11 protein-coding genes are annotated in these 13,379 nt (G+C 49.2%); 5 read left to right on the top strand and 6 right to left on the bottom strand.

Annotated elements, in window-relative coordinates; all coding sequences use genetic code 11:
- Nucleotides 1-220: 220 nt before the first annotated feature.
- Nucleotides 221-2,410 (bottom strand): glutamine synthetase III family protein, encoded by a 2,190-nt coding sequence (locus ACYVH9_RS25100; RefSeq protein WP_460639175.1) that lies wholly within the window; start codon nt 2,408-2,410, stop codon nt 221-223.
- 560 nt (nt 2,411-2,970) lie between these two features.
- Here ACYVH9_RS25100 and mtaB point away from each other — a divergent pair.
- Nucleotides 2,971-4,320 carry a tRNA (N(6)-L-threonylcarbamoyladenosine(37)-C(2))-methylthiotransferase MtaB gene (gene mtaB / locus ACYVH9_RS25095; protein ID WP_460639174.1) on the top strand — a complete coding sequence of 450 codons (1,350 nt, stop codon included), beginning with the start codon at nt 2,971-2,973 and terminating at the stop codon, nt 4,318-4,320.
- A 173-nt stretch (nt 4,321-4,493) separates the two neighbouring features.
- Here mtaB and ACYVH9_RS25090 read toward each other — a convergent pair whose 3' ends face one another.
- From ACYVH9_RS25090 to ACYVH9_RS25080, 3 genes are all read right to left on the bottom strand, one after another.
- Entirely contained in the window at nt 4,494-5,822 is a 1,329-nt protein-coding gene (locus ACYVH9_RS25090) for an ammonium transporter (RefSeq protein WP_460639173.1), read from the bottom strand.
- 68 nt (nt 5,823-5,890) lie between these two features.
- Complete coding sequence (locus ACYVH9_RS25085) at nt 5,891-7,114, bottom strand: porin (RefSeq protein ID WP_460639172.1); 1,224 nt, start codon at nt 7,112-7,114, stop codon at nt 5,891-5,893.
- Between the two features lie 361 nt (nt 7,115-7,475).
- A complete protein-coding gene (locus ACYVH9_RS25080) occupies nt 7,476-7,829 on the bottom strand; it encodes a 4Fe-4S dicluster domain-containing protein (protein WP_038117307.1) in 354 nt (117 codons plus the stop codon).
- A 183-nt stretch (nt 7,830-8,012) separates the two neighbouring features.
- Here ACYVH9_RS25080 and ACYVH9_RS25075 point away from each other — a divergent pair, with 183 nt between their 5' ends.
- Complete coding sequence (locus tag ACYVH9_RS25075) at nt 8,013-9,032, top strand: aldehyde dehydrogenase family protein (RefSeq protein WP_460639171.1); 1,020 nt, start codon at nt 8,013-8,015, stop codon at nt 9,030-9,032.
- Nucleotides 9,033-9,050: 18 nt separating this feature from the next.
- Here ACYVH9_RS25075 and ACYVH9_RS25070 read toward each other — a convergent pair whose 3' ends face one another.
- Nucleotides 9,051-9,848 (bottom strand): glycoside hydrolase family 16 protein, encoded by a 798-nt coding sequence (locus ACYVH9_RS25070; protein WP_460639170.1) that lies wholly within the window; start codon nt 9,846-9,848, stop codon nt 9,051-9,053.
- A 41-nt stretch (nt 9,849-9,889) separates the two neighbouring features.
- Nucleotides 9,890-10,717, bottom strand: a complete 828-nt coding sequence (locus ACYVH9_RS25065; protein ID WP_460639169.1) for an alpha/beta hydrolase — start codon at nt 10,715-10,717, stop codon at nt 9,890-9,892.
- A 157-nt stretch (nt 10,718-10,874) separates the two neighbouring features.
- On the opposite strand from ACYVH9_RS25065, the gene ACYVH9_RS25060 reads away from it, so the two are divergent.
- From ACYVH9_RS25060 to ACYVH9_RS25050, 3 genes are read left to right on the top strand one after another with little or no spacing between them, the layout of a single operon-like run.
- A complete protein-coding gene (locus ACYVH9_RS25060; RefSeq protein ID WP_460639168.1) occupies nt 10,875-11,585 on the top strand; it encodes an esterase family protein in 711 nt (236 codons plus the stop codon).
- On the top strand, nt 11,582-12,073 hold the full coding sequence (locus ACYVH9_RS25055) for a DinB family protein (RefSeq protein ID WP_460639167.1): 492 nt from the start codon (nt 11,582-11,584) through the stop codon (nt 12,071-12,073). Before ACYVH9_RS25060 ends, ACYVH9_RS25055 begins: the two co-directional genes overlap by 4 nt.
- Nucleotides 12,074-12,127: 54 nt before the next feature.
- Nucleotides 12,128-13,225, top strand: a complete 1,098-nt coding sequence (locus ACYVH9_RS25050) for an ATP-grasp domain-containing protein (protein WP_460639166.1) — start codon at nt 12,128-12,130, stop codon at nt 13,223-13,225.
- Nucleotides 13,226-13,379: the final 154 nt, after the last annotated feature.

The following is a 13,379-nucleotide window of genomic DNA, read 5'->3' as shown; positions in this document are numbered from 1 at the left end:
TCTGAACTTTTTTGTGAGGAACCGTCTACATTGACGGGCTATACAGCTATGACCTTTACTGAAACCGCTGCGCTCAAAGTGGTCAAACATGGAGTCAACACCTACGTATCGCGCATCTGATCCGCCACAATCAGTCAGCTTATGACCTCTTCTGAAAACAAAAATGGCCCATTTCCAAACGGATAGGGCCATTCTGACGATATGGTTGGAAAAATATGTATTATTTTACAAACAACATTTCACGGTATTTTACCAGTGGCCAGTCTTCGTCGTCGATAATCAACTCAAGTTTGTCCACTTCATAACGGATCACATCGAAGTAATCCTTTACATCCGTAGCGTAAATTTTGGCGATTTCGGCGGTTGTTGGCAGCGCGTTGGCCTTCTTCCGGGTTTCGGTCATCTCTTCAACTCCCTTCTTGATGGCAATAACCCGCGAAGAGATTTCAGAGATAATTCCTTTGATCGGTTCAGCTTCGGCGGTCATGCCCAGGTCTACCAGTGCTTTCGCCGTTTCGGCCAGCTTGTTTAGGTATTTCAGAGCCGTTGAAACGATGTGGTTCATGGCCAGATCACCAATGACCCGCGACTCGATCTGTACTTTCTTGATGTATTTCTCCAGCTCGATTTCGTAGCGGGATTCAGCCTCCGAATGATTCAGAACACCCGTGCGCTCAAACAGTTCCAGCGACTCTGGACGCAGGTAAACACCCAGTGCTTCCGGTGAGGATTTGATGTTCGACAAACCGCGCTTAGCGGCTTCTTCAACCCACTCATCGGAATAACCGTTGCCTTCGAACAGGATACGTTTTGAATCAGCGTAATAGGCTTTCAGAATGTCAACAATAGCCAGTTCTTTTTTCTCACCGTTGGCCAGACGGGCATCCAGATCAGCTTTGAATTTGGTCAGCTGATCAGCGACGATGGCATTCAAAACCGTCATGGTCGATGCGGAGTTGGCACCACCACCCACGGCCCGGAATTCAAATTTGTTTCCGGTGAAGGCAAACGGCGAGGTACGGTTCCGGTCGGTGTTATCCCGCAGCAGTGAAGGAATCCGGTTGATTCCCAGTTTGTAATAAACGTTATCACCTTTGTTGACGATGACCTCTGATTTCGTTTCGAGATCTTCCAACGCTTTCGTCAGTGACTCACCCAGGAAGACCGAAACGATTGCCGGAGGAGCTTCGTTGGCACCCAGACGGTATTCGTTACCGGCCGAAGCGATGCTGGCCCGCAGCAGATCGGCATGGTCGTGCACGGCTTTCACCACGTTGACCAGGAACGTCAGAAACCGCAGGCTTTCTTTGGGTTTTGAGCTGGGTGCCAACAGGTTAACGCCGGTATTGGTACCCAATGACCAGTTGTTGTGCTTTCCGCTACCGTTGATACCCGCGAACGGTTTTTCGTGGAACAGAATTTTGAGGTTGTGCTTCTCGGCTACTTTCTCCATCAAATCCATCAACAGGGCGTTGTGATCGATGGCCAGGTTGACTTCTTCAAAGGTCGGAGCCACTTCGAACTGGCCCGGTGCCACCTCGTTATGACGGGTCCGAACCGGCATTCCCAGTTTCATGGCTTCGAATTCGAAATCCACCATGAACGCATTGACCCGCGGAGGAATCGAGCCGAAATAGTGGTCTTCCAATTGCTGACCACGGGCGGGTGAGTGTCCGAAAACCGTACGACCGGACATTACCAAGTCAGGGCGAGCGTAGAACAGCGCCTTGTCAACCACAAAATACTCCTGCTCAGCTCCGAGCGTTGGGGTTACTTTGGAGACATTCCGATCAAAATACTGGCAAACCGCCGTCGCTGCCTTATCAACCGCCGATAGCGCTTTCAGCAACGGTGTTTTATAATCAAGCGCTTCACCCGTGTACGAAATGAAGACCGAAGGAATACAAAGCGTTTTTCCACCGGCACCGTTGTCCATCAGGAACGCCGGTGAGCTAGGATCCCATCCCGTGTAGCCGCGCGCTTCAAATGTATTTCGCAGACCACCATTGGGGAATGAAGAAGCATCTGGCTCCTGCTGAACCAGGGCACTTCCTTTAAATTTCTCGATGGCTTTTCCTTCCATCGTTACATCAAAAAATGCGTCGTGTTTTTCGGCCGTATCGCCCGTCAATGGCTGGAACCAGTGCGTGTAGTGCGTTGCTCCTTTCGCAAGTGCCCACGATTTCATGGCATTCGCAACCTCGTCGGCAATATCACGGTCAATTTTACCGCCGGTTTCGATGGCCTGCGTAATTTTTATATACGCTTCCGGCGACAGCAGGGAGCGCATAACTTCGTTGTTGAATGTGTAGGAGCCATAGTATTCCGTTACACGTTCCGATGGAGGGGACACAGCCAAAGCTTGCCGGCTTTGTGCAATTTCGAGAGCTTTAAACCGAAAGTTAGACATATTAGGTAAGAGGTGGTTTTTGGATTAAAAACACCCAAAAATACTGATATCATATTGTTATTTCCAAAAAACTGCATGCATTTTAACCCGATTTTCATAAAAAAATATAAAAAACAGCAAAAACTAGTTTTAACGTAACCAAAAACCATCATCTAGAAAAAGGTCTATTTTACGCTCATATTATACTCTAGAGACAACAAATTGCACCTATCCAAGGCAAATAATATAAGCTTACTTGTAATATTTTGATTAACAGATACTTAACTAAAGTCTTTCTATGCTCACCAAAACAGAGGAATTTATAGAGAGTAAGGTGCGATCAAAATACCGTTTCTTTGATTACTTCGCCCTGGTGAATGGCTCTAACAGGATGTACTTTCGGGAACATTTCTGGTTTGACAAACCAGCCACCCACCGATCCCCGGCAGAATATTGGACCGAGCACCCTACCAAGCGAGAAGGATTATTCTGAACAGGGGCCGGGTTAATTTTAATTGTCCAAAGCGCCCGGACTCAATTTGTTGCGGCTGTCCGGGATAGTTTTCGTAAATTTGCCACCCATGAAAAAGGTTGCCTTTTATACACTCGGCTGCAAACTAAATTTCTCCGAAACCTCCACACTGGCCCGGCTGCTGGAGCAAAAGGGGTACGAACGCGTTGAATTCAATCAAAGACCCGATATTTTCATCATTAATACCTGCTCCGTTACGGACAACGCCGACAAGAAATGCCGGAAGATTGTTCGGGAAGCGCAGCACATCAACCCCGACGGTTATGTGGCCATTCTGGGTTGTTATGCCCAGCTCAAGCCGGAGGAAATTGCCTCCATTCCGGGGGTCGATGCCGTTTTGGGAGCTTCCGAAAAGTTTCGGCTAGCCGAATTGCTCGACGGTTTTGTAAAAGAACCTACCGGAAAAGCACGGGTTTTCAATTCGCCCATCAACGAAGCGCTGGCGTATCACGCGTCGTATTCGCTCAACGACCGCACCCGCACCTTCCTGAAAGTGCAGGATGGCTGTGATTATCCCTGTGCCTATTGCACCATTCCACTGGCGCGCGGCAGCAGCCGGAGCGATACGATTGCCAACGTGGTTCGGGCCGCGCACGAAATTGCGAGTCGTAACGTGAAGGAAATTGTGCTGACGGGCGTCAACATCGGCGATTTCGGCCTACACCCCAACGCCGATTCGGCCGGACAGCGCCAGGAAACCTTTCTAGAGTTGATCCAGGCACTGGACGAAGTAGACGGCATTGAGCGGTTTCGTATCTCTTCGATTGAGCCCAATTTGCTGACCGACGACATCATTGGCTTTGTGGCCCAGTCCAAACGGTTTGTGCCGCATTTTCACGTTCCCCTGCAATCGGGTTCCAATGTGGTGCTGGGGTTGATGCGACGCCGGTACCGGCGTGAATTGTACACCGAGCGCGTGGGCAAAATCAAGGAGCTCATGCCACATGCCTGCATTGGCGTGGATGTTATTGTTGGCCATCCCGGCGAAACCGAAGACGCTTTTCGGGAAACTTACCACTTCCTGAACGAGCTTCCCATTTCATACTTACACGTTTTTACGTATTCGGAGCGCCCCAACACCCAGGCGCTGGCAATCAAACCGGTTGTGCCGTCCGCCCAACGGGCCGAGCGATCCAAAATGCTGCATATCCTCTCGGAAAAGAAAAAACGGTTTTTCTACGAGCAGCAGGTGGGGCAACCGGCGACGGTTTTATTCGAAGAAGATGTAGAAAATGGTCAGATGCTGGGCTTCACCGAAAACTACGTTCGGGTCACTGCCCAGTATGATCCACTACTGATCAACGAAACAAAACGGGTTTTACTCACCGGTTTGAATACCGCCGGGCTAATGGAAGTAAGTGAGTTTGAAACCGAACTTCAGCCCCTGGCTTTTCATTAAGGCCAACGACTTTCTGTTTCAGAACGATTCCTATAAAACCCCTGATGGGCGCTGTCGCCCATCAGGGGTTTTGTTTTGAACCAAAAAAGAAGGTATCCGTCAAAGACAGATACCTTCGTCGAGTACAACAAAACCACAGGCAACCCCTGTGGCTCTGTCATTATATCTTAAGACTAAGCGTCTACCAGGAATTCGTCGTGCTGGCTGATATCCAGACCCACTTTTTCATCTTCTTCGCTAACACGCAGCGGCAGAATGGCATTCGTAACGATCAACAGCAGGTAAGAAGCTGCGAAAGCGAAAACCGATACAATCACCAGGGCCATCATGTGCGTGAAAAACAGTTTGGTTTCGCCAAAGGCCAACCCTTCGTCAACCACACCGGCATTGATACCTTTCGAAGCAAACACGCCCGTCATTACCATACCAACCATACCACCTACACCGTGGCAGGGGAATACGTCCAGCGTATCGTCCAACGTTGACTTGGTGCGCAGGTGAGCCACAACGTTACTGACCATAGAAGCAATCGTACCAATAAAGATGGAAGACGGGATCGTTACAAAACCGGCGGCTGGCGTAATGGCCACCAGACCAACCACTGCACCGATGGCAAAACCCAGACCCGATACTTTTTTACCTTTGGCGGCATCGAACAATACCCAGCTCAAACCGGCAGCGGCAGCAGCCGTGTTTGTGGTTGCGAAAGCAGAAGCAGCCAGCGGAGACGCGCCAACGGCCGAGCCCGCATTAAATCCGAACCAGCCAAACCACAGCAGACCCGTTCCTAACAGCACAAACGGAATGTTAGCGGGTGGGAAGTAGTTTGATTCAACGTGTGATTTACGGCGTTTCAGGTAGATGGCTCCGGCCAGTGCAGCCCAACCAGCTGACATGTGTACAACCGTACCACCAGCAAAGTCCAGTACCCCTAATTTAAACAGGAATCCATCTGGATGCCAGGTCATGTGGGCCAGCGGAGTATAAACAACCAGGCTGAACAGGACCATGAACAGGACATACGATTTGAAGTTGATCCGCTCTGCCATCGAGCCCGTTACCAGCGCCGGCGTGATCATCGCGAACTTCAACTGGAAGAAAGCGAACACAACCAGGGGAACCGTTGCTGCCAACGGCCAGGGTTTGCCATCGAGTACGCCGTTGAACATGAAGAACGTCGCAGGATTTCCAATAAAACCACCAATGTCATCGCCAAAAGCCAGGCTGAAGCCAACAACAATCCAGAGGATGCTGATAACGCCCATGGCAATAAAGCTTTGCAGCATGGTTGAAATGACGTTTTTGTTGTTTACCATCCCCCCGTAGAAATAAGCCAGACCCGGCGTCATTAATAAGACAAGGGCCGCCGAAACAAGCATCCAGGCCGTGTCACCTGTATCGATTCCTTCGGTGACAATGGTGGTTGGAACAGACGGAAAGACAACACCTAATACGCTGACAAACAGCAATAGGGCAAATGGTAAGTAAGACGGTTTTTGCATTGTACCAGAACGGTTTAGTTGTACATTAAGTCAAGATTGGCCTTTTCAGACCAGTGTGGGGTTGCGTATTAAAATTTGTAAATGAAGGCGAGACCGAGGGTCGACTGCGAAGACTTGGTAAAGTTGCCGTCGCTGTCTTCGAACTGTTGGGCTTCGGCACCTGCGCCTGCCGGTTTGGCATAGCTATCAAGCCGGAATTCAGGTTTGATCAGCAGGCTACCGTCGGCAGCCGTGATGTTACCCGTAATGGTGATTGAGTTTACACTCGTTCCCATTCCCAGTGAATTGCGGAGCGCCCGGGCTCCATCGGAGTTGTCAAAATATTCGTAGCGTCCGCCCAGGCCAAATTTGCTCGTGATGGCGTAGTTGGTGTACAAGGCAACGCCCGCCCAGGATGAGGTTCCGGCTTTAACCGGCGCATAACCTTGAAAATCTGCCTTTTGCGACCCAATTGCGGCATTCAGACCCACGAAGAATTTTTCGGTGATCTGGTAGGTGGTTGCCAGGTCAAAGACCGCGTAGGAACCTTTTACTTTTTTACCCAGGCTATCCGGATTCGCTTCGTTGCTAACAATACCGTTCAGGTAAACACTCCAGCCGGATGCCGGAGCGAAGAACAACTGTCCGATGATTCCTTTCGATTTGTTATTGTCCTGCCAACCGTCCACGTTGTTGACAACTCCCAGCATCAACGAAGCTTTATCGCTGAACGCGTACGTACCTTTGATACCGGTATGGTAAAACGGGCCGTTGTTGAACAGGTTCGAGAGCGAGTAGTTGTAATTGACCGGCGCATCAATGACTTCATATCCGATGTGCGTACCGAATTGCCCAACCATGATCGAAAACTTGTCCGACGTTTTCCAATTGATGTAAGCCTGTTTGATAGCTGCCATCGACGTTCCTTTTCCTTCTCCCAACGGCCCGATTGCGTTGGCATAATTTCCAAGGTCAGCATTCGGCCCAAACGTTAAGTCCAGAACCGCATCCACTTTATCCGTGCTGTACCCAATCTTTGTTTGAATCAACCCCAGCGAAATCTGCCCGGCCCGCTGATCGAATACCCGGGCTGTTCCGGCAACTCCCAAATTTGAACGTGATAACGGATTGTTCAAATTGCCGCTGTAAAATGCATCTATATACCCTGAAAATGTGAATTTACCTTTGTTTTCGGCTCCCAACTCAGGTGTAGCGCTGGCAACAACCTCCTGGGGTTGAGAAGAGGTAGCGTCCTGCGCTTTAGACAATAAAGTTGAAAGCGAACAACATACCAGCAATAGAGCTTTTTTCATAATTTTCTTTGGTTTGTTCGTAACTTAAGGGACAATTGAATTGTATCACAAATATTAGAACCGAATATATTATTTGCAAATGTTTGGCAAAATTTTATCCATTTTTCCACAATTATGAACCATAATTCTCAACAATAGCTCATTTAGAAACCTATTTTATCAGTTTTAACAACATTATTCTGAATTTTACCATATTCTGCAATTAATGAATAGTATAAAATTTTATATTCATTACCTCCACGCTATACATTCAATTATATCTAAAAAAAATACCATAAATTTCATCGTATCTATTTTTTAGAGGGCAAAAAAAAATCCCGGGCCTACGGTCCGGGATTTTTTTGTAGTATTTCAGTGTCGGTTACACCGCTTCAGCGTGCAACCAGGCTTTCTTTGCCAGTAAGGTTTCCTCATCTTCAACGACGTCGGGATCGGGTACACAACAATCAACAGGACACACAGCTGCACACTGCGGCTCTTCGTGGAAACCCACGCATTCCGTACATTTATCTGAAACGATATAATAGAATTCGTCGGACACCGGGGTTTGCGGATCTTTCCCGTTGACTACCGTACCATCACCAAAATCGACAACATCCAATTCGGTTCCTCCGCTCCAGGTCCATTCAACACCGCCTTCGTAGATAGCTGTGTTGGGGCATTCGGGCTCGCAGGCTCCACAATTGATGCACTCATCTGTGATCATGATTGCCATTTGCAGGTAGAAATTTAGTGGTTCGTGTCATAACCAGGTTTTATCAGCTGGTTATACCGTACGAAACAAGTGCTTGATAGTTTGAAACGATAATTAGACAACAAATATAATTATTTAAAGGTTGGTGACAAACTATAATTTATTTTTGCCGGTTCATTAGTCATATCTATTAGCCCAGTTATTATGAATTTAACGGATCGAATTGCCGCGTTTGTTCAGTTAGGGAATTTCCTAAAAAACCCCGAAAATAAGGCGGAATTGCAGGAAATAGCCCAAAAAGCCTACTATAAAAACCATTGGTTCACACCAGAAAACGTTCTTGGATCGCTCACGGCGATTGCCGACGAGTACCTGAATGAAGAAAAGTTATCGGCATGGATAAAAGGTTATAACGTGCTTCCGACAGAAGCTAAAAGCGTGGGCGTTGTTATGGCGGGCAACATTCCGGCCGTCGGCTTTCACGACTTACTAGCTGTGCTGATCAGTGGACACCGGCTCTTGGCCAAATTAAGCACCCCAGATTTTGTATTAATCCATTATTTAATACAAAAAATCACCGAAATCAACCCCGAATTTGGCCCTTTCATTCAAATTAGCGAACGTCTGAACCAGGCTGATGCCTACATTGCAACGGGAAGCTCCAATTCGGCCCGGTATTTTGAATACTACTTTTCCCGAAAACCGCACATTATTCGCCGAAACCGCTCGTCGGTCGCTATCCTCACGGGCCGGGAAACCACCGATGAATTGGAGGCCCTGGGTCACGATGCGTTGGATTACTTCGGACTCGGCTGCCGCAATGTGTCTACCTTGTTCGTGCCCGAACACTACGATTTCGTTCCCTTCCTGCATTTGCTGGAAGCCCAGGCTCCCCAGTTTATCAGCCATCACAAGTACAACAACAATTACGATTACAACAAATCCATCTATCTGGTCAACGGCGTACCGCACCTGGATAACGGTTTTCTGTTGCTAACCGAAAACGAAGGGCTGGTTTCACCGATTTCGACCCTGTACTTTCAACGGTATGCGGACTTGGATGAGCTGGAGGAAAAGCTGGGAAAGATTTCCGAAAAAATTCAGTGTATCGCGGCTAAAGATGGCTTTTTCCCGAACAGCGTTGGCCTGGGAAAAACCCAGACACCTGGTCTGAGCGACTATGCCGATGGCATCGATACAATGGCGTTTCTAACCTCGCTTTGAGCGTTTTTTGGCAACGGCCTACTGAAACACCCGAACATAATCAATTTCCATTCGCTGGGGCCAGATGGACTCGTCAACCCCTTGCTGGCCGCCCCAGTTCCCGCCAACGGCAACGTTTAGAATAAGGTAAAAAGGCTGGTCCAGCGGCCATTGTTCGTAGCTATTTCCGGTTTCCTGTTTGGTAATGGTAAAATACCGCTCGTTATCAATCAGGAAATCGATTTTTTCAGCCGACCAGTCGACGGAGTACGTGTGGAAGTTCTGGGTAACGTCCGGCAACTTTTTAATGCCCGTTTTCTGGGTATTGATCGTATGATTGTAAGCCTGCGTGTGAATGGTGCCGTGAATCTGCCCTTCGTTATACCCCACGTGTTCCATGATGTCAATCTCTCCATCGAGCGGCCATTTTAACGGTTTTTTAGCGCTCAACATCCAGATGGCCGGCCAAGTACCGCGCCCTTTGGGCAATTTAGCCCGCACATCGATCCGGCCATATTTCCATTCGGCCGTGCCCTGGGTTGTCAGTTTAGCCGAGGTGTATGAGCGATTTTCGTGGTTCTCCTTCCGGGCTTCGATGATGAGCACCCCGTTCTCAACGCGCGCATTTTCGGCCCGTGGGCCCAGATAATACTGAAGTTCGTTGTTGCCAAAACCGCTTCCTCCCACGTCGTATTTCCATTTCGTGGCATCGGGCAAACCGGGTTTGTCAAATTCGTCGGACCACACCAGCTTGCGTTCGGCCACTGGCGGAACTGGCCCAGCCATTTTGCAAGCCAACAAAACCGCCAGGGTCAAGAGCGTAAATACGGTTTTCATGATTAGTATTACAGTTGATTTAGATTTAGACCTGCGCTGCTCTACCCTCCAAACGCCCAGATCAAAAACCGGGGCATCACCTGACCCCAGGTTTCCGGATCGTGTCGTCCGCCCTCTACTTCGACATACGTTACATCCTGTCCCCAACGCAACCCTTTCCGTTCCATTTCGGCAATCAGATCGAGGGTATCGGCAATGGAGTCGATGATTCCGTCGTTGTCGCGGTCGTCGGTTTCGTCCTGCGTTCCGGTCTGAAACCAGAATTTCGACGCATTCGGCACCGGTGTGGCCCGAACTTGAGCGTGCATGATCCGGTCAGAATCCGCATAACCGTCATTCAGGCCACGCTGCCGCCACCAGAACGATCCGGAAAAAACGCCCGCTTTCCGAAACAACTCCGGATGATTCCAGACCAGATCGAACGCCGATAAACCGCCGAGCGAAAACCCGGCAAAAACAGCGTGCTCTGGCTCCGTACTCACCCGGTACTGCTTCTGCAGATACGGCAGTAGTTCATGAATGACAAAATCGGTATACGCCCCTGCTTTGGCACCCCGGTGCAGGTAATCGGCTTGAGCCGCCACGCCGTATTCCTGAATCCGGTCGCCGGCATGAATCGCCACCAGCACAAACGGGCGAACGGCCTGTCGGGCATACACTGATTCCAAAACGCCGACCATTTGGAGTCGTTCCAGATCCTGGCCGTCGTTGAGGTACAGCACTGGCAAGGGCTCGGACATCGACTCGTATTCATTCGGCAACACAATATCCAGCCGGATCGATCGATTCAAATACACCGACAGCAATCCCGTATCGATCCGATGCTTAACTCCGGTTTCCGGCCTATCGTTTACATTCAAACCATCCATTCTCTCTAGTTTACTCCTTGAGCATAGTACGGCACTTGCCGAAATATGTTCATAATCTATTTGAATTAATTAGCCAAAATTACAAACAGTTTTCCTGGGAATTCGTAAATATGGTTATCTTTCCTGCCAGATCATCAACAAAACAACGAACGATATTTTGCGGGAAGATTACAGAAAATGGTATTCGCACCACCTCGGTCGCGACATAGAAATGTTGGTTTACGGCGACTGGGGCTATCCAGTCCTGTTGTTTCCCACCAGCATGGGCCGGTATTACGAAGCGAAGGATTTCAAATTAACCGAATCCGTCCGCTGGTTCATTGAAAATCGGAGGATCAAGCTATTCTGCATCGACAGTATTGATCGGGACAGTTGGTATGCCACCCATTTGCATCCCTCCATTCGGATTCAAAACCACATCTGGTACGACCGGATGGTCAACGAGGAACTGATCCCCGCCATCCAGCACGAATGCCGTGTGGATAAAATTGCGGTGGCCGGGTGCAGTTTCGGCGGTTTTCAGGCCCTCAATTTTGCGTTTCGTCACCCGGAGCGGGTTGCTTACCTCTGGTCAATGGGCGCAAAATTCGATATCAAACCGTTCATGGACGGCTATTACGACGACAACGTCTATTTTAACAACCCGCCCGATTACCTGCCCAACGCCCACAATGATCATTTCTACCAGATGAAAATTGTGTTGGGGACTTCGGAATATGATTTCTGCAAACCGGAGAATTACCGGATGTCGGACATCCTCAACCGGAAGGGAATCCAGCACTGGCTCGACGTGCGGCCCTGGGGTGAACACGACTGGCCGGTTTGGCGGGAGATGTTTCCGCATTACTTGTCAACGGTATCACTATGACTCCATCGAATCAATACGGTTACGAGGCCCTGCATCAGCCTTTCACCGAATCGCTCGAACAACTGCGGGCATACCTCACCGAATTGCCGGAACGGTTGGGGCGGTTTTCGGAAGAAGAGCTTACCGCCCACGCGCCGGGCAAATGGTCGCGGAAACAGATTTTGGGTCATTTAATTGACTCGGCGCTCAACAACCTGAAACGATTTACGGATGCGCAATTTGCGCCATCGCCCTTCATGGTTCAGCGGTACGACCAGAATCAGTCGGTACGTTACAACCGGTATCAGGAGTTACCGATCAAACACCTGCTACTGTATTGGCGATCAATCAATCAACAGATTGTTTACGTCACCGAAGCGATTTCTTCCGATGCGCTACAAAAACCAGTGCTGCCGCCCGACGCAGTCGAGACCGTGCCTTTGTCGTGGCTTATCATCGATTACGTGGCGCACCTGAACCATCATTTTAAACAATTTGCATTCAAATAACATTATCCACTCGATCATTAACTCCAACTCTGCGCTTCCGCATTGGCATTTGGTATGAAGAAAATTGGCATTCTTTTCGGACAGGAAAACTCGTTTCCGCAAGCGTTTGTGGACCGGGTAAACAGTAAAAAAGAAAGTGGCATTGTCGCCGAATTTGTGTCCATCAACAAAGTCGTTCAGGGCGAAGCGACCGATTACGCCGTTATTATTGACCGTATTTCGCAGGATGTTCCCTTCTACCGGTCTTACCTGAAAAACGCGGCCCTGACGGGTACCGCCGTCATCAACAATCCGTTCTGGTGGAGCGCCGACGAGAAATTTTTTAACAACTGCCTGGCCACCCAATTGAATGTTCCCGTTCCAAAAACGGTTTTACTGCCGTCCAAAGAACGGCCCGACGATACCAACGAAAACTCGTTCCGGAACCTGAAAATGATGGATTGGGATTCGATTTTTCAATACATCGGTTTTCCGGCTTACATGAAACCGCATTCCGGGGGCGGCTGGAAAAGCGTTTATAAGGTGTACGATGCCAACGATCTCTGGCATAAGTTTGCCGAAACCGGTCAGCTCGTGATGCTCCTTCAGGAAGAGATCGTGTTCGATGATTATTTCCGTTGTTATTGCATCGGTGGAAGCGACGTCCGGATCATGCCCTACGAACCGCGCAACCCGCACCACCTCCGCTACGCCACCGAACCGAAAACTTCCGGCGAAGCGTACAAGAAACTAATGACGACCATCGAAGAATACGTCATTACCCTCAATCAGGCACTCGGGTACGACTTCAATACCGTTGAGTTTGCGGTTCGCGACGGCATTCCGTACGCTATTGACTTCTGCAACCCGGCACCGGATGCCGATATTTATTCGGTTGGTCAGGAAAATTTCGAATGGGTGGTGGAAACGGCGGCCAACCTGGCCATCAACCGCGCCAAGTCTCACCAACCGGGTGGTGACAATCTGACCTGGGGAACCTACGTCCGGCGTTCCTCCCAGGCCCAGCTCGCCCTGCCCAATACGGCAGAACAGCCCGTCACGTCGATTACGGACAAGAAAAGGGTAAAAGAGAAAACCGTGGCCGAAAAACCGAAGAAGAAAGCCGGGGAGTCCGACAAAAAGGGCGGTAAGAAAGAAAAGAAAGATAAATAAGCTCAGTCTGGATCTGATCATTTAAACCAGAAAACACCTTTAAATCAACGCCATTTTTAAACCTGACAGGCCTTGAAGACCTGTCAGGCTTGGATTCAGCTCAACCTTCCTTACCACACATCAATCAAACCAACCTCATTACTTTAGTCAAGCG

Source organism: Larkinella harenae, from assembly GCF_054780515.1.
Note: the sequence above shows the minus strand (reverse complement) of the source record. Positions and strands in the feature narration are given on the sequence as shown.

Coding starts and splice junctions, on each gene's coding strand:
- ACYVH9_RS25100 (WP_460639175.1), bottom strand. CDS start 2,410: ATGTCTAACTTTCGGTTTAAAGCTCTCGAAATTGCACAAAGCCGGCAA.
- mtaB (WP_460639174.1), top strand. CDS start 2,971: ATGAAAAAGGTTGCCTTTTATACACTCGGCTGCAAACTAAATTTCTCC.
- ACYVH9_RS25090 (WP_460639173.1), bottom strand. CDS start 5,822: ATGCAAAAACCGTCTTACTTACCATTTGCCCTATTGCTGTTTGTCAGC.
- ACYVH9_RS25085 (WP_460639172.1), bottom strand. CDS start 7,114: ATGAAAAAAGCTCTATTGCTGGTATGTTGTTCGCTTTCAACTTTATTG.
- ACYVH9_RS25080 (WP_038117307.1), bottom strand. CDS start 7,829: ATGGCAATCATGATCACAGATGAGTGCATCAATTGTGGAGCCTGCGAG.
- ACYVH9_RS25075 (WP_460639171.1), top strand. CDS start 8,013: ATGAATTTAACGGATCGAATTGCCGCGTTTGTTCAGTTAGGGAATTTC.
- ACYVH9_RS25070 (WP_460639170.1), bottom strand. CDS start 9,848: ATGAAAACCGTATTTACGCTCTTGACCCTGGCGGTTTTGTTGGCTTGC.
- ACYVH9_RS25065 (WP_460639169.1), bottom strand. CDS start 10,717: ATGGATGGTTTGAATGTAAACGATAGGCCGGAAACCGGAGTTAAGCAT.
- ACYVH9_RS25055 (WP_460639167.1), top strand. CDS start 11,582: ATGACTCCATCGAATCAATACGGTTACGAGGCCCTGCATCAGCCTTTC.
- ACYVH9_RS25050 (WP_460639166.1), top strand. CDS start 12,128: ATGAAGAAAATTGGCATTCTTTTCGGACAGGAAAACTCGTTTCCGCAA.